Source organism: Thioclava sp. NS-SX20 (genome assembly GCF_057380695.1).
In genome coordinates this window covers 1753449-1769680 of record NZ_CM170816.1, presented here as the reverse complement: position 1 = coordinate 1769680, position 16232 = coordinate 1753449, and the positions used below count along the sequence as shown (strand labels likewise).

The 16232-nt window shown below is 62.6% G+C and carries 14 protein-coding genes; 9 read left to right on the top strand and 5 right to left on the bottom strand.

Annotation, left to right across the window (positions count from 1 at the left end; all coding sequences use genetic code 11):
- Positions 1-51 precede the first annotated feature (51 nt).
- Both AC2ISB_RS08560 and AC2ISB_RS08555 read left to right on the top strand, forming a co-directional pair.
- The gene (locus AC2ISB_RS08560; protein ID WP_486574717.1) at positions 52-513 is read left to right on the top strand and encodes a DUF3429 domain-containing protein; all 462 of its coding nucleotides are present in this window, start codon (positions 52-54) and stop codon (positions 511-513) included.
- A 76-nt stretch (positions 514-589) separates the two neighbouring features.
- Complete coding sequence (locus AC2ISB_RS08555) at positions 590-1414, top strand: fatty acid desaturase (RefSeq protein WP_486574716.1); 825 nt, start codon at positions 590-592, stop codon at positions 1412-1414.
- 92 nt (positions 1415-1506) lie between these two features.
- Here the strand turns inward: AC2ISB_RS08555 and purD are convergent, their stop codons facing one another.
- Positions 1507-2769, bottom strand: coding sequence for a phosphoribosylamine--glycine ligase (gene purD, locus AC2ISB_RS08550; protein ID WP_486574715.1), 1263 nt, complete (start codon positions 2767-2769; stop codon positions 1507-1509).
- Positions 2770-2882: 113 nt separating this feature from the next.
- On the opposite strand from purD, the gene xseA reads away from it, so the two are divergent.
- Positions 2883-4505 carry an exodeoxyribonuclease VII large subunit gene (gene xseA, locus AC2ISB_RS08545; protein ID WP_486574714.1) on the top strand — a complete coding sequence of 541 codons (1623 nt, stop codon included), beginning with the start codon at positions 2883-2885 and terminating at the stop codon, positions 4503-4505.
- 107 nt (positions 4506-4612) lie between these two features.
- On the opposite strand, the gene AC2ISB_RS08540 is transcribed toward xseA, so the two are convergent.
- Both AC2ISB_RS08540 and AC2ISB_RS08535 read right to left on the bottom strand, forming a co-directional pair.
- A complete protein-coding gene (locus AC2ISB_RS08540; protein ID WP_486574713.1) occupies positions 4613-5023 on the bottom strand; it encodes a hypothetical protein in 411 nt (136 codons plus the stop codon).
- A gap of 254 nt (positions 5024-5277) precedes the next feature.
- Entirely contained in the window at positions 5278-6384 is a 1107-nt protein-coding gene (locus AC2ISB_RS08535) for an alkane 1-monooxygenase (protein ID WP_486574712.1), read from the bottom strand.
- Positions 6385-6592: 208 nt separating this feature from the next.
- Between AC2ISB_RS08535 and ftsY the strand changes: the two genes are divergently transcribed.
- The 6 genes from ftsY (at position 6593) to AC2ISB_RS08505 (ending at position 14545) form a co-directional block, all read left to right on the top strand.
- Positions 6593-7843 (top strand): signal recognition particle-docking protein FtsY, encoded by a 1251-nt coding sequence (ftsY, locus tag AC2ISB_RS08530; RefSeq protein WP_486574711.1) that lies wholly within the window; start codon positions 6593-6595, stop codon positions 7841-7843.
- The gene (locus tag AC2ISB_RS08525; RefSeq protein WP_486574710.1) at positions 7843-8757 is read left to right on the top strand and encodes a hypothetical protein; all 915 of its coding nucleotides are present in this window, start codon (positions 7843-7845) and stop codon (positions 8755-8757) included. The genes ftsY and AC2ISB_RS08525 overlap by 1 nt, the downstream gene beginning before the upstream one ends.
- Positions 8758-8852: 95 nt before the next feature.
- Positions 8853-9470, top strand: coding sequence for an inner membrane-spanning protein YciB (locus AC2ISB_RS08520; protein WP_486574709.1), 618 nt, complete (start codon positions 8853-8855; stop codon positions 9468-9470).
- A 102-nt stretch (positions 9471-9572) separates the two neighbouring features.
- A complete protein-coding gene (metZ, locus tag AC2ISB_RS08515) occupies positions 9573-10751 on the top strand; it encodes an O-succinylhomoserine sulfhydrylase (RefSeq protein ID WP_339107804.1) in 1179 nt (392 codons plus the stop codon).
- Positions 10752-10828: 77 nt separating this feature from the next.
- Positions 10829-11920 carry a GTP cyclohydrolase FolE2 gene (folE2, locus tag AC2ISB_RS08510; protein ID WP_339107803.1) on the top strand — a complete coding sequence of 364 codons (1092 nt, stop codon included), beginning with the start codon at positions 10829-10831 and terminating at the stop codon, positions 11918-11920.
- A 204-nt stretch (positions 11921-12124) separates the two neighbouring features.
- A complete protein-coding gene (locus AC2ISB_RS08505) occupies positions 12125-14545 on the top strand; it encodes an ATP-dependent helicase (protein ID WP_486574708.1) in 2421 nt (806 codons plus the stop codon).
- Here the strand turns inward: AC2ISB_RS08505 and rlmJ are convergent.
- Both rlmJ and AC2ISB_RS08495 read right to left on the bottom strand, forming a co-directional pair.
- Entirely contained in the window at positions 14542-15321 is a 780-nt protein-coding gene (gene rlmJ / locus AC2ISB_RS08500; RefSeq protein ID WP_486574707.1) for a 23S rRNA (adenine(2030)-N(6))-methyltransferase RlmJ, read from the bottom strand. The genes AC2ISB_RS08505 and rlmJ overlap by 4 nt on opposite strands.
- A 593-nt stretch (positions 15322-15914) precedes the next feature.
- Entirely contained in the window at positions 15915-16118 is a 204-nt protein-coding gene (locus tag AC2ISB_RS08495) for a YjiS-like domain-containing protein (RefSeq protein WP_339107800.1), read from the bottom strand.
- Positions 16119-16232: the final 114 nt, after the last annotated feature.

The following is a 16232-nucleotide window of genomic DNA, read 5'->3' as shown; positions in this document are numbered from 1 at the left end:
CTTTTGGGGGTTTTGCGGCTTTTGCTAGGGAGATTGGCGAAAGGACAGGGGATGGCGCGCGAAATCAGGATCGAGGAACAGGCGCAGGTGCCTCTGGACGGGGCGATTTTCGGCTGGCTGGCGATGGTGCCGATCTGGCTCTTGGCGCTGACGGTTTGTCTTCAGGGCGAGATGCAGGATCTGGCGCTGCGCGGTCTTGTCCTATGGAGCGCGGGGATCGTGATGTTTCTGGCAGGTGTCCGGCGGGGCTTGAGCTTCCGCACGCCGGGCGGGCCTCGGGTCGGGCAGCTTGCGGTGATGCTGGGGATGTTCGGCGCTGGGCTTTTGGCGCTGATCCTGCCCGAGGCTATCGGGCTGGTGCTGCTGGCTTTGTGTTATGCGATTTACGCGGTCTTGGACCCGAGGGCCGCGCGGCGCCAGGAGGTGCCTTTGTATTTCATCCGGCTGCGGCCATGGCAGATGGGCAGCGCATGTCTGGCGCTTGGGGCTGCGTGGTTGGCGCTGGTGCTGTAAGGGGCTGACTTGCGGGCGGGGCACGGGCTGGTTAGACCGAGCGGGATTTATTTTGCGATTTCCTGCAGAGGTTTTTATGATCGAATTCGAGCGCGCTCCGAAAGGGGTCGATTATCACGATCTGACGCAGATCCCCCACTATCAGAAATATATCGAACTGGCTTTGCCACTGCCGTGGTTTGTCGGGTCTTTGGTACTTTATGCGGGGCCGTTCTGGCCTTTGGGTTTTATCTGCAGCTTTATGTTTTTCCTCTGCTGTCTGCGGCTGAACCATGAGGCGATCCATGGCAATCTTGCGGCTCCTCGGGCGGTGGATCACGCCGTCATGCATGGGCTGAGCGGTTTGATGCTGGGGTCGAACCATGCGGATGCCTTCTGCCATCTGGAGCATCACCGCGACATGATGGGCGAGGGCGATCACGAGGGCCATTGCGCGCGCATGAGCTTCTGGGAGGTGCTGCGCTATGGGCCGAGGTTTCCGGTCAAGCTGAACACGACAACATGGGCGAAGGGTGGTGCGCGCTGGCGGCGCAGGCTGCTGGTTGATTGGGCTTTGGTGGCGGCGCTGGTGCTGCTGGGAGTGCTGCTGCCTGCGTCTTGGGGAGGGGTGGCGCTGCGCTTCCATCTTCTGGCGATGGCTTTGGGGCAGTGTCTGACGGCGTTTTTTGCCGTGTGGATCACCCATCAAGGAACGGAAGAGACAGGGCTTGCGGGGCGCAGTCAGCGCGGACCGCTGGCTTGGGTCGCCTATCTGATGTTCTACCACCGCGAACATCATCTGTTTCCCAAAGTGCCGGTCAGCCGCCTGCCGGAACTGGCGCGGCGGCTGGATGCGACGGTGCCGGGCTATGCCGAGGGGCGCCAGCCTGTGGTGCCTGTCTGGGATGATGTCCGGCGCTAGGAATAGCCCAGCAGGGTGGCCCCTTCCTCGGGGAGGGGGACCCTCCCGCTCGGGCGGGGCCTCGGGGGCGCGTTACGCCCCCGACACGCGGCTCAGAGCGCGCGCCAGCCGATATCTTTGCGGCAGAAGCCCTCGGGCCAGTCGATCTGGTCGACCAGCGCATAGGCGCGGTCGCGGGCTTCTTGTAGCGTAGCACCTCGGGCAGTGACATTGAGCACGCGCCCGCCGGTGGCAAGGATTGCGCCGTCTTTTGCCGTGGTGCCTGCGTGGAAGACCGTTTCGCTTGAGGTCGAGGGCAGGGCGTCGAGGCCGCGGATCTCGGTGCCTTTGGTATAGCTGCCCGGATAGCCGTTTGCCGCCAGCACCACGGTCAGCGCATGGTCATCGGCCCATTGCGGTTGCACCTGATCCAGACGCCCTTCGGCACAGGCCAGCAGCAGGTCCAGCGCCTGCGCGCCCAAGCGCATCATCAGCACCTGACATTCCGGATCGCCGAAGCGGACGTTATATTCTACCAGACGCGGCTGGCCGTCCTTGATCATCAGGCCCGCATAGAGCACGCCTTGAAACGGGGTGCCGCGACGGGCCATCTCGGCCACGGTCGGTTTGACGATCTGGGTGATGGCCAGATCCTCGACCGCCTGCGTCAGGACGGGGGCGGGGGAATAGGCACCCATGCCGCCGGTATTTGGGCCGGTATCGCCATCGCCCACGCGCTTGTGGTCCTGAGCGCCGCCCACGACCGCGATATTCTCGCCATCCGACAGGATGAAGAGCGAGGCTTCCTCGCCCTCCATGAATTCCTCGATCACCACCTCTGCGCCGGCCTCGCCAAAGGCACCGCCGAAGATCTCGGTGATGCCGTCGAGCGCTTCTTGCAGCGTCATCGCCACGATCACGCCTTTGCCTGCGGCCAGACCATCGGCCTTGATGACGATGGGGGCGCCCTGTGCTTCCACATAGGCGCGGGCCGCATCGGCATTGTCGAACCGCGCATAGGCGGCGGTGGGGGCGTTGCAGGCATCGCAGACGGCTTTGGTGAAGGCCTTGGACGCTTCGAGCTGGGCGGCCTCGGCCGAGGGGCCGAAGGTCAGAAGGCCCGCCGCACGCAGCGCATCGGCCACACCTGCGGCCAGAGGGGCCTCGGGGCCGATCACCACGAAATCGATCGCCTGTTCCTGACACAGGTCCAGCACGGCTTGCGCATCGCAGGGGTCAATAGCGGCGCATTCGGCAATCGCGGCAATCCCCGCATTGCCCGGCGCGACGATCAGACGGTCGCATTTGGGGTTTTGCTTGATGGCCCATGCCAGCGCATGTTCGCGCCCGCCGCTTCCAAGAACCAGAATGTTCATATGTCGTCCCTTTGCCGCACTCGTGTGATCGCGCCCCGTTTACGGCGAAGGGGGCTTTCGGGCAAGTGGCATTGACGCCTTGAAGCGGCAGGGAGGATGGGCGAAACAGGGGCATGGATCTTTTTGAAGATGAATCAGGCCCGAGCGGCAATAACAACGCCCATGATTACACGGTCTCCGAGATTTCGGGGGCGGTCAAACGCGTGATCGAAGGCGAATTCGGCCGCGTGCGGGTGCGCGGCGAGGTGGGGCGTGCGACACGCCCGCGCTCGGGGCATCTGTATTTCGACCTGAAGGACGACCGCTCGGTGATCGCTGCGATCAGCTGGAAGGGGCAGGTGGACCGGATGGCGGTGATCCCCGAAGAGGGGATGGAGGTGATTGCCACCGGCAAGATGACCACCTTTCCGGGCCAGTCGAAATACCAGCTGATTGTCGATACCGTCGAGCCTGCGGGGGCGGGTGCGCTGATGGCGATGCTGGAGGCGCGCAAGAAGGCCTTGGGCGCCGAGGGTCTGTTTGATGCGGGGCGCAAGCGGCCCCTGCCGTGGCTGCCGAAGGTGATCGGGGTGGTGACCTCGCCCTCGGGGGCGGTGATCCGCGATATCCTGCACCGGCTCCGCGACCGCTTTCCGCGCCATGTGCTGATCTGGCCGGTGGCGGTGCAGGGGCAGAATTGTGCGGGCGAGGTGGCACGGGCGATCCGTGGCTTCAATGCGCTGGCGCCCGATGGGCCGATCCCGCGGCCCGATCTGCTGATCGTTGCGCGGGGGGGTGGCTCGATCGAGGACCTCTGGGGGTTCAACGAAGAGATTGTCGTACGGGCGGCGGCGGAAAGCCGTATCCCGCTGATTTCGGCGGTGGGCCATGAGACCGATACCACGCTGATCGATTATGCCTCGGACAAGCGGGCGCCCACGCCGACGGCTGCGGCCGAGATGGCGGTGCCGGTACGTGGCGAGCTGGCCGTTTGGCTGCAGGATGCGGGGGCGCGGATGGCGCGCGCGGTGCGGGCGCGGGTGGATATCCAGCGCCAGCGCCATAGCGATCTATCGCGTGCTTTGGGGCGGCCCGAGGCGGTTCTGGACCCCGTGCGCCAGCGCTATGACTGGTGGGCTGACAGGCTGGATCCGGCGCTGCGCGGGGTGACTTTGCGCAAGCGCTCCGAGTTTGGCCGGATCGAGGCGCGGCTGTCTCCGACCCTGCTGACGCGGGGGCTTTCGGAACAGGGGCGCAGGCTTGAGGGGCTGTCCGCGCGGCTGGTTTCGGCACGGGCGCGCAACCTTGATCTGGCGCGCTCGCGCAATGCGCAGTCGCGTGAAAGGCTGGAGGCTTTGGGCGAGCGGATGGCGCAGGCGCAGCAACGCCGGATCCGTCAGCTGGGCGAGCGGCTGGAGCAGATGGACCGTATGCGCCAGACTTTGGGCTATCGTGAGACGCTCAAGCGCGGCTATGCGGTGGTGCGCGCGGGCGAGAGCGTGGTGACGACGGCTGTTGAGGCGGCCGGGCACGCGGCGCTGCAGGTCGAATTTGCCGATGGCGTTCTGCCGATGGTCACTGGTGGGGAGGGCGGGCCGTTGCTTGGGGCGACCAAGGCCCCCGAGCCGAAATCCCTAGAGCCGAAATCCCCCGTGGCGAAATCCCCCGTGGCGGAGACTGCTGCGCCGAAACCCACCAAAAAGGCGCCCAAGAAGGCGGTGAAGACTCCACCGCCAGAGCAGGGCAGCCTGTTCTGATCGCGCCGATCTCCGGCGGGGCCGCGTCCTGTCGGGGCATTGAACCCCGCCAGTCCGCGCGATGCGTGCCGCATCGGGGCGCTTTACCCATAGGTCTTCGAGACTTGTCAGACGCCGATATCGGGGCCGGGGCAATTCAGCGGGGTCTCGCTTTCACTGAGCGAGATTAGCGGTTCGGACATACCGCCATCGCCCATGAACTGGGCTTTCAGCCCTTTGTCGGTATCGTAGAACTTCCAGCATTGCTGGCCGTTCTCGTCCTGATAGTCGAAGCAGATCTCTTCGCCCTGCTGATGCCAGACGCCCACTTTGCATTCGCTTTCGGTGAAGGCCCAGAGCACCTTGTGACCGGGCAGATATTGCTCGATTCCATAGGCTTGGCCATTGGCGGAATAGGTGATTGTCTTTCCGGTGGTGCGGGCGTCGAACCCCGCGGCATCCAGCGGGGGCGTGGCATCTTCGGCCTGCGACACAGTGGCAAGGAGGGCAAGCGGGAAGGCGAGGACGAGGGCGCGCATCAGGGGCTCCGGCTGGGCAAGATCGGGGCCATCTTGGCAAAAACCGTGCCAATGTGAAACCCACAGCCCCGTGAAACGCCTGCTATGCGCGCATTCTATCCGGGGGGCTGGAAGCCAGGGGCTTTTGCGGGGGCTGGACGCGAAGTTCAAGGCGGTTTTGGTGGGCGGAACCGCCGCTGCTTTGCGTGGCCTTTCCCTGCGCCAAGGCCGCGCCAAGCCGCTTCTGGCCGCAGGACCTTGCCGACGGCCGCCTGCTAGCGCCTGTCTGTGTGCGTAGCGGGTCCAGCGAGCCGGTCGAGCCGCCGATCCATGACGCGCCGCCACATCGGCGGGCAGAGCGCCAGCGTCGCCATGACCGGCAGCGAGCGCGGCAGGATCGGGCGGGTTGCCGTGATCTCGCCGATCCGCAGGGCAGGATAGGCGCGTGCGGGATGGGCATGGTGGTCGCTGTGACGCGGAGCGTTGAGCATCCAGAGCGAAGAGGCGGGTGGGCAGGCATCCCAGCTGTGATCCGGTCCTGCCGGTTCGACCCGCCCGTTCCGGATCTGCCGCCTTAACCCGTAATGCTGCACGTAATCGGCCAGCAGGAGCTGGATCTGCGCATGGGCGCATAGGCCCAGATAGGCGCATAGCCCCCAGGGCCCCCAAGCCAGTGTCACCATGCAGATCATCAGCACAGCCCCCAGACCATAGGCGAGATAGACCCTGTGCCGGACCGGACGTCCCGCCTTGCGACGCAGCGCTTCTTCGGCCTGCAAGCCCGCTTTCCAAGACCCGATCCAAGCGCGTGGCAGGAAGGTCCAGAACCCCATGCCGCGCGGCGCGGAATTGGGGTCTTGCGGGGTGGCGACATGGATATGGTGCACCAGCCTATGGGCCGAGGCGTGATGGCCGAAGAGCAGTGTGATATAGAGACATTGTCCCAGCCGGAAGAACAGCCGATTGCGGCGATGGATCAGCTCATGGGCGGCGGGCACGCTCACCTGCCCCAGAACGAAACCACATGCAAGAAACAGGGCAAGTTTGGACAGGGCAAGCGTGAACGGGTCCTTGTGCAGGGGAGTGGTGGGCAGCGGAGCGGCGCCCCATCCTGTGACCAGTGCGTTCAGGCACAGGGCGAAGATAACCAGATGGCCTGCGAAAATTGCCAGCAGAAGCCCGTCTGCGGCCGGAAATTCCACCCCTTCCGGCGCATCCGGCAGGGGGTCGGGGAAGAGCCTGTCGAGCAGGTGCAGAACCGTCGAACTGGCGCAGAAAGCCAGCAGGCACCACCAGCCGCCAAGCTCTGCTGCCAGCCCGACCAAGATCATGGGCACCAGTGTCGCACAGGCGAAGAGCGATGTTCCGGGCGGGCGCTTCATGGGGGTCCTTCGGTGGATCTGGGCAGGTTGCGACGGTGATACGGGATTTTCGGGGTGGAATCGACGGAAAACGGCGCAATTTCCCTGCGCTTGCGTGGAGAATGCTTTGGCAAGCCCTTCCATCGCTCGGCAGGATTGATTAGGTGAAAACGAAACCAATCTGGTCGGGGCCGTCAGGGCAGGGCCATCAGGCGTATAGGGGCAAGCTATGTCGTTTTTCAAAAAGTTGAAATCCCGTCTGACACGGTCCTCCTCGCGTCTTGAGGAAGGGATTGAGGATCTTGTGGCCGAAAAGCCGGCGCTGCCCGAACCCGAAGCGGTGCCTGACGTTGCACCCGATGCACAGGGTGTGGCGGCGCCCGAAGATACGAAGCCCGAGGCGGTAACGCCGGAAAAGGACAAGCCCGAGGCGGCAGGGTCGGGGGATGCGGGGGTGGGTATGTCGCGGCCCGATGCACAGCCGTCCGCTCAGCCGCAAACGCAGGGCGCGGCTTCTGTTGTGCCGCCTGCGGCTCCGGTCCAGAAAATGCCCGCCGCAGCGGAGCCGCTTCGCCCTGCCGCGCCAGCCAGCAAGCCCGGTTTCTTCGGTCGGCTTCTGGGTGGGGCGCGCGATGACAGCCCGCGCCGTGTGCTGGATGACGAATTTCTGGAAAGCCTCGAAGAGTTGCTGATTGCCTCGGATATGGGGGTCGATACGTCCCTGCGCGTGACGGCAAACCTTGCCGAGGGTCGTATGGGGCGCAAGCTTTCGGTCAACGAGATCAAGGGGCTGTTGGCGCAGGAAGTCGCCCGCATCATGGAACCCGTCGCCAAGCCGATGCCGATCTTCCCCAAGCGCCCGCAGGTGGTGCTGGTGGTGGGGGTCAATGGCTCGGGCAAGACCACGACCATCGGCAAGCTGGCCAGCCAGTTCAAGGCCGCCGGAAAATCGGTGGTGATTGCGGCAGGCGATACCTTCCGTGCAGCCGCGGTGGAGCAGCTGAAGGTCTGGGGCGAGCGCGCCGATGTGCCGGTGCTGACCGCGCCCGAGGGCTCGGACCCTGCAAGCCTTGCCTTTGACGCGATGACCCGTGCCGAGGCCGAGGGCGCAGACCTTCTGATGATCGACACGGCAGGCCGCCTGCAGAACCGCGCCGATCTGATGGAGGAGCTGGCCAAGATCGTCCGTGTGATCCGCAAGAAAGACCCGAGCGCGCCGCATAACACGCTTCTGGTGCTGGATGCGACGACGGGGCAGAACGCGCTGAACCAGGTGGAGACCTTCCGCAAGCTGGCCGATGTGTCGGGTCTGGTGATGACCAAGCTTGACGGCACCGCGAAGGGCGGGGTTCTGGTGGCGCTGGCAGACCGCTTCGGCCTGCCGATCCATGCCATTGGCGTGGGTGAACAGATCGATGATCTGGCCCCGTTCGACCCGCAGGAATTCGCGCAGGCGCTGGTGGGGATCGAGGCGAAATAATGCGTCTATCATGGGCCGCTGTGTTCGGATTGGGTCTGCTAGCATCCGGCCCCGTGGCCGCGCAGGCCCCTGATTGCGCTTTGATCGCGCAATGGGCCGATAGGGCGGGGCTGCGCTATAGGGGCATGAACCCCACGTCACAGGGCTGCGTGTTCAAGGATGTCTCCTTGCCGTATGAGGGTGGCCACAAGATCGCCTATGCCGACAGTTTGGACGTCAATGCCCGCGGAATGGCTGATGTCTATAAACAGGGGCTTCCGTCGCATCTGGATGTGAAAGCCACGAACCTCTTTTCCAGTACGGTCATGCCGCAGGACCTCGAAGACCCTCTTTTTGCCTATCTTCGGGTCGAAAGGGAACGGGTTGACGCTTTTCAGGTCTCTCTGGATATGGATTGGGCCTTCGACACAGGCTCTCTGGCGGTGAATACGCTGGAGATTACCGATCCCTCGGGGGCGGTGTCGCGGCTGTCCGTCACGCTTGGAGGGGTCTCTCCGGCGCTTCTGGAAGGCGGGCCTATCGAAGAAACCCCCTCTATCGAGAGTTTCGAGGCCGAGCTGGCTTTGAAACGCAATTTCGAGACATTCCTGTTGCGGCCTCTGGGGCTGGCGCTGCTGCCGCTTGAGGGTAACCCCGAAAGGAATGTCGAACGTCTGAAGGACGGTTACGCCGGTCTGGTGCGGAATATCCCCGAGACCTATATCGACGTGCCTTCCCAAAAGGCCTTGATCCGTCTGATTGGTGATATGCCCCATCCGCAGGGGGCTTTGAAAGTCGCCCTGCGCGGGCGGGTTGCTTCACAGGCTGTTCCGCCAGCACTGCTTGGGGATCCCTCGGGCTTATTGGCCCTTTTGGGGGAGATCGCGGGTGAGGGCGGCTTTGGTCTGGACATCCTGTATCCGCCGCAGCAATGAAGCTGCGCTGATAGGTATGTGAGCGGGCGAGGGCGTGACTTCCCGTGCCATTCGCGGCATATCGGAATAAAGGCCCAGCTAGGACAGGACGGAATATGTCGGAACGCAAGATCAGCCCCGTGGTGAAGGCCGCGCTTGAATGGGGTCCCATTCTGGCCTTTTTCGTGGTCTATATGAAACTCAAGGACCAGACGGTGATGTTCCACGGCACGGAATATCACGGCTTTATCGTCGCGACGGCGATGTTCATTCCGCTCTTGACCATCTGCACGCTTGTGCTGTGGAAACTGACGGGCAAGCTGGCGCCGATGCAGATTGCGACGCTTGTCTTGGTGATTGTCTTCGGCGGGCTGTCGGTCTGGCTCAATGATCCGAAATTCTTCAAGATGAAAGTGACGCTGATCTACTTGCTCTTTGCGGGGATCCTTGGCGCGGGGCTGCTGCTGGGAAAACCGTGGTTGCAGCTTGTGCTCTCTGACAATCTGCCGATGAAACCCGAGGGCTGGACCATCCTGACCAAGCGGCTGGCGCTGTTCTTTCTGGGGCTTGCGGTGCTCAACGAAGTGATCTGGCGCACCCAGTCGGAAGAGATGTGGGTCAATTTCAAGACCTTCGGCCTGATGATCCTGATGTTCGTCTTCCTGATGGCGCAGGGGGGGCTGCTGAAACGCTATGCCCTCGAGGAGAGCGCCGAGGACAAGACCGACGACTGAGGCGTTCCGGGGCAGCCAATCCTTGACCGGCCCAGCCTATAGGCGTATCGCATCGGCAAGAAGCGCCGGGTGACGGTCCGGCCATTTAGGATGAGGACGACGATGACCAAGGATTGGAACACCCGCACGAAACTGGTTCATGAAGGCATCCGCCGGAGCCAGTATGGCGAGATGGCCGAGGCTCTGTTTCTGACCCAAGGCTTTGTCTACCCTTCGGCAGAAGTGGCCGAGGAACGTTTCCTGCATGCCGGTCCGGACGAATTCATCTATGCCCGCTACGGCAACCCCACCACCCGCATGTTCGAAGACCGGATCGCCGCGATCGAGGGCACCGAAGACGCCTTTGCCTGCGCCTCCGGCATGGCCGCCGTCAATGCCGCGCTGACCTCTCAGGTGAAAGCGGGCGACCATATCGTGGCCGCGCGCCAGATGTTCGGGTCGTGCCTTTACGTGCTGAAGGTCCTGCAGGGCTTTGGCGTCGAGGTCACGCTGGTCGATGGCACCCAGCTTGCCGAATGGGACGCCGCGATCAAGCCCAACACCAAGCTCTGCTTCTTCGAGTCGGTCTCGAACCCCGGGCTGGAAGTGATCGATATCACGGGCGTGGCGAAAATCGCCCATGCGCATGGCGCGAAACTGGTGGTCGATAACGTCTTCGCCTCGCCGGTCTTCTCGAATGCGGTGGCGCAGGGCGCGGATATCATCGTCTATTCGACGACCAAACATATCGACGGCGGCGGGCGCGCGCTTGGCGGCGTGGTCTGTGGCGACCGCGAGTTCATCCGTGGGCCGCTCGAAACCTATGCCAAACATACCGGCGGCGCGATGAGCCCCTATCACGCATGGCTGCACCTGTCGGGCATGCAGACGCTGGACCTGCGGGTGCGGGCGCAGGCCGAAAGCGCGGCCAAAGTCGCCAAGGCGGCCGAAGGCCATCCGGCGCTGAACCGCTCGATCTATCCGGGCCTGCCGAGCCATCCGCAGCATGATCTGGCGATGGCGCAGATGGGGTCGGGTGGCACGATGGTGGCGCTGGATCTGAAGGGGGGCAAGGAGGCCGCGTTCAAATTCCTCAATGCGCTGGAGATCGTGAAGATTTCCAACAATCTGGGGGATGCCAAATCCATCGCGACCCACCCCGCGACCACCACCCACAAGAACCTGACCGAAGACGAACGCGCCGAAATCAAGATCACCCCCGGCATGGTGCGCATCTCGATCGGGATCGAGGATGGCGATGATCTGGTGAAAGATATCGTCGGGGCACTTGACGCAGTTTGATAAGCTTTTGTCGTTAAAAGGGTGGCACGATCACATCTGCCACCCTATCTGTGCGATCTACGGAAAGGACAAATCCCATGAACGTCGATCGCCGTATTGATGCCCGTCAGGAACGTGCCCGCGCAGCTTTGAACGAGTTGCGGGATTGGGCGGCTTCCGTCACACCGGAAGAAGTAGCCGCACTGGATCCGGCTATTGCGCGGCTCCTGCCCGGGCGGGAAGTGGCCAACTATCCGGATCTCACGCGCCGCTACGATCACGATTTTACCGTGGATGAGGCCTATAAGGCCACAATGCCCGATCTGCAGAACGGGCCGTCCTCGCTGATTGTAGGGGCCAAGGCGCGCATCGGCCACGTGGGGATCTCGAACTTCCGGCTCCCGATTCGTTACCGCCGCCGCGACGGGGGCGAGCGCGAGCTGGAAACCTCGGTCACCGGTACGGTCAGCCTTGAGGCCGAGAAAAAAGGCATCAATATGAGCCGCATCATGCGGTCCTTCTATGCCCATTCCGAGACGGATTTCTCGCTGGATGTGATGGCGGGGGTGCTGGACGATTATAAAGCCGACCTCGAAAGCTTCGATGCGCGCCTTGCGATGGCGTTCTCTTACCCGATGCGGCGCGACAGCCTGCGCTCGGGGCTGTCGGGCTGGCAATATTACGATATCGCTCTGGAGTTGATCGAACATAGTGGCCAGCGTCGCAAGATCATGCATCTGGACTATGTCTATAGCTCGACCTGCCCCTGCTCGCTGGAACTGTCAGAGCACGCGCGTTCGCAACGCGGGCAACTGGCGACACCACACTCCCAGCGTTCGGTGGCGCGAATCTCGGTGGAGACGCTGCCGGGTGAGCGCCTGTGGTTCGAGGATCTGATCGCGATTGCCCGCCGCCAGATACCCACTGAAACGCAAGTCATGGTGAAGCGGGAAGACGAACAGGCCTTCGCCGAGTTGAATGCCGCTCATCCGATCTTCGTTGAAGATGCCGTAAGAGTGCTGGCCGAAGGTCTGAAAGCAGATCCGCGTATCGGCGACTTCCGTGTTGTTGCCAGCCATCAGGAAAGCCTGCACAGCCATGATGCCGTTGCGGTGCTGACAGAAGGGTCGGTCTTTGCATCCGAAAGCCTTGACCCTCGATTGTTTGCGAGCCTGATTCACGGGGGGTAAGAGGCTCTGCCTCTCTTGAGCCTGCGGCTCAATTCACTCCGGGATATTTTTAGCAGCTGGAATGTAGCGTTTGCGCCCTAGTTCCAGCTGCCTGAAATATCCCGGGGGAGGCGCTCGGAACGAGCGACGGGGGCAGAGCCCCCTTTTGGTCGACGGGCATCTTTGCTATGACGGGAACAATGGTAGAACGCTTGGGGCCGGAACATGGCGCGATTTGACGAAGATGACGCATTTGAAGGCGCGGTCAGCCTGTCTGCGCGTGCAATGGCTGGGGCTGTGCCGCGTGCGCTGCCCTATCTTGACGGGTTGAACCCTGCGCAGCGCGAAGCGGTGGAGACTCTGGACGGGCCTGTGTTGATGCTGGCAGGGGCGGGCACGGGGAAGACCAAGGCTCTGACCTGCCGGATTGCGCATCTGATGACTACGGGGCGGGCGCGTCCCAATGAGGTTCTGGCCGTGACCTTCACCAATAAGGCCGCGCGCGAGATGAAGGACCGGATCGGGGCGCTACTTGGCGGCTCGATCGAGGGGATGCCCTGGCTTGGGACGTTCCATTCGGTTTGTGTGAAGCTTTTGCGGCGCCATGCAGAGCTTGTGGGGCTGAAGACCAATTTTACCATTCTGGATACCGACGACCAGATCCGCTTGCTCAAGCAGTTGATCATCGCGGCCAATATGGATGAGAAGCGCTGGCCTGCGCGGATGTTGGCGGGGCTGATTGACGGCTGGAAGAACAAGGCTTTGACGCCGGATCGTGTAACAGGGGGCGAGACAGCGGCCTTTGATCACCGCGGGTCCGAGCTTTACGCGCAATATCAGGAACGCCTGCGCACGCTGAATGCCGTGGATTTCGGTGATCTTCTTTTGCATATGGTCACGATTTTCCAGAAGTTTCCTGATGTGCTTGAACGCTATCAGCGCTGGTTCAAATATATTCTGGTGGATGAGTATCAGGATACCAACGTCGCTCAATATCTCTGGCTGAGGCTTCTGGCGCAGGGGCATAAGAATATCTGCTGTGTGGGCGATGATGACCAGTCGATCTATGGTTGGCGCGGGGCCGAGGTGGGTAATATCCTGCGGTTTGAACGCGATTTCGCGGGCGCCAAAGTGATCCGTCTGGAGCAGAATTACCGCTCGACCGAACATATTCTGGCGGCGGCCTCGCAGTTGATTTCCGGCAATGAGGGGCGCTTGGGTAAGACGCTCTGGACCGAGGAGCAGGGCGGCGAGAAAGTCCGGCTGATCGGCCATTGGGATGGCGAAGAAGAAGCGCGCTGGATCGGTGAGGAAATCGAGGCGCTCTCGCGGGGGACGCGGGGCATGGCGCCCTATAGCCTGGAGGATCAGGCGATTCTGGTGCGGGCCTCGCATCAGATGCGCGCCTTCGAGGACCGTTTTCTGACCATCGGCATGCCTTACCGCGTGATCGGCGGCCCGCGATTCTATGAGCGCATGGAGATTCGCGATGCGATGGCCTATTTCCGGCTTGCGATCAGCCCCGAGGACGATCTTGCCTTCGAGCGGGTGATCAATACGCCCAAACGGGGCTTGGGCGATAAGGCGCAGCAGAAGATCCAGATCGAGGCGCGGCAGAATGGTGTCAGCCTGCTGGAAGGCGCGCGGCTCTTGTTGGCTCAGGGCGGGATTAGCGGCAAGGGAGCAGGGCAGCTACGGGCCTTTGTGGCCAATGTCGATCGTTGGAATGAGGTCGTGAGGGCGGCCTCGCCTGCCTCGGCGCGCAGCCCTGCCGATGACGATGATGACCTGTTCGAGGTGCTGGATGATGCGGTGCCGCCGGCCAATGATCATTCGCATCTGCGTCTGGCCGAGGAAATTCTGGAGGATTCGGGCTATGTCGCCATGTGGCAGAACGACAAGACCCCGGAGGCTCCGGGTCGTCTGGAAAACCTCAAGGAACTGATCAAGGCGCTGGAGCAATTCGAGAACCTGCAGGGGTTCTTGGAGCATGTCGCGCTGATCATGGACAACGAATCGAAAGACACCGAGGCCAAGGTCACTCTGATGACGCTGCATGGCGCCAAGGGTCTGGAGTTTCCGGTGGTCTTCCTGCCCGGTTGGGAGGATGGTCTTTTCCCCAGCCAGCGCAGCATGGACGAATCGGGGATGAAGGGGCTCGAGGAAGAGCGCCGTCTGGGCTATGTGGGCATCACCCGCGCCGAGGAGGTCTGCTATATCTCTTTTGCGGGCAACCGTCGGGTCTATGGCCAGTGGCAGTCGCAGATGCCCTCGCGCTTTATCGACGAGCTGCCGTCAGATCATGTGGATGTCATGACGCCGCCCGGTCTGGGCGGGGGCGCGCCTTCGACGCTGGGCAGCCAGATCGATGCGCGCGCGGCCAGTGCCGATGTCTATAATTCGCCCGGTTGGAAGCGGCTGCAAAGCCGTGGGGTGCACAGCCAGACGCCTTCGCGCCCGCGTGCCGTCACCGTCGAGAACGACTTTGATATTGGCGACCGCGTGTTCCACAAGAAATTCGGCTATGGCGAGGTCATGGGCACCGAGGCCGACAAGCTGGTGGTCGAATTCGACATGGCGGGCACGAAGAAGCTGATCGCCTCTTTCGTGGTGCCCGCCGAGAGCGCCGACGATGTGCCGTTTTAAAGCGTGTTGAACAGTTTGGTGAGGCGCTTTGCCTCGCCATCCAGCCCGAAGGGCGGGTTGATAATGAACATCCCCGAGCCGATCATCCCATGCCCTTCGCGGGCGGGCGGGAAGCGGACTTCATGGGACAGCGCCTCGGGGTATTGGCCCACAAGCCGCGCCACCATTCCCGCCTGCGCGCGGTTTTCAAGAACCGGATACCACAGCGCGATAATGCCGACATTCCAGCGCGTCACCAGCTTGTCGATCAGCTTGGGGATGGCGGTGTAATCACTCTTCACCTCCCATGAGGGGTCGATCATGATCAGCCCGCGCCGCGGCGTGGGCGGCGTCATGGCCACAGCCATCTCCAGCCCGTCCTTGTTATGTAACCGCGCATGGCGCTTCATCACCGGAAACAGCGCCTGATATTCCTGCGGATGCAGTTCACAGACCTGAAGGCTGTCGATTTCGCGCAGGAGGGTCGCTGCGATCAGCGGTGATCCGGGATAGGCATCGGGGCCGTGGGCTTCGCGGGTCTTAGTAATCGCGCGGGCATAGGGATGATCGGGTTTGAACCAGCCCGCGACCTCGGGGCGCTGGATGCCTTGGGCGGCCTCGCCCGTCTTTACCGCTGAAGCATCCGACAGGTCATACAGCCCGCGCCCGCCATGGGTTTCCAGATAGCTCAGCGGCTTATCCTTGCGGGTCAGATAGTCCAGCATCACCGACAGCAGCGCATGTTTATGCAGGTCTGCCAGATTTCCGGCGTGATAGGCGTGTTGATAGGACAGCATGGCAAAGGCTCCCGGTCGTTTGGGCGGTGATGCCGCGATACGGGCCGTGGCGCAAGGGGGCGCGTGAACAAGGGGCGGATTCGGGGGAATTAAAGAAAAACGGCGACGCCCGGGAGGAGAGGGGCATCGCCGTTCTTGTAGACCAGGGCACTCGGGAGGAGGAGTGAGGGCCCTTGGAAACGGAACGGTTCTCAGGGAGGAGGAGGAGAACCGGTCCTAACGCGCGCCTCGGGAGGAGGAGTGAGGCGCGGTATCTGATGCGGTGTCCTCAGGGAGGAGGAGAACACCGCGAAACGATCAGCCCTAGGGAGGAGGAGCGGGCTGTCCGTATGCAAATGGGAAGAGGCTTCCCGTGTTTCAAGACCATCGGCGGCGTCTCTAGCCGAAAGAGAAGTCTGGCGGTTCCCCAAGGGAGGAGAAGAGGAACCGCCGACTTCACAAACGCGATCTTCAGGGAGGAGGAGGAAGATCGGCGTATCCGGCTGTGGCGCAACAGGGCCTGTAAAGGGTGGCGGCGGTCTCAGGGAGGAGGAGGAGACAGCCGCCCATTCCTAAGGCTCAGGGAGGAGGAGAGAGCCTATGGAAGCTTATGTTCAGTGACGACCGTAGGCGGCTTCTGCAGCAACGCGGGTCAGCATTGCGCGGCTCATGCCCAGATCATCCAGTTCGCGGGTCGAGAGCGAGCGCAGCTCTGCCAGCGTTTCGTTATAGAGTTTGCGACGAGCGATCGCGTCCTTGAGGGCTTCGATCAGTCCAAAGCCACGGCGGTCTTGGCGGATTTCAGTTGCTACTGCCATTTGCGTATTCCTTTGGGTTCGTGCTTGCGTTCGTGGCGTTTTCGCCTTCTGTTGTCGCTAACATGGCGAAAATGCCGCGTTCGCACAATGGTGACGGCGGCAAGCCCGTCATGC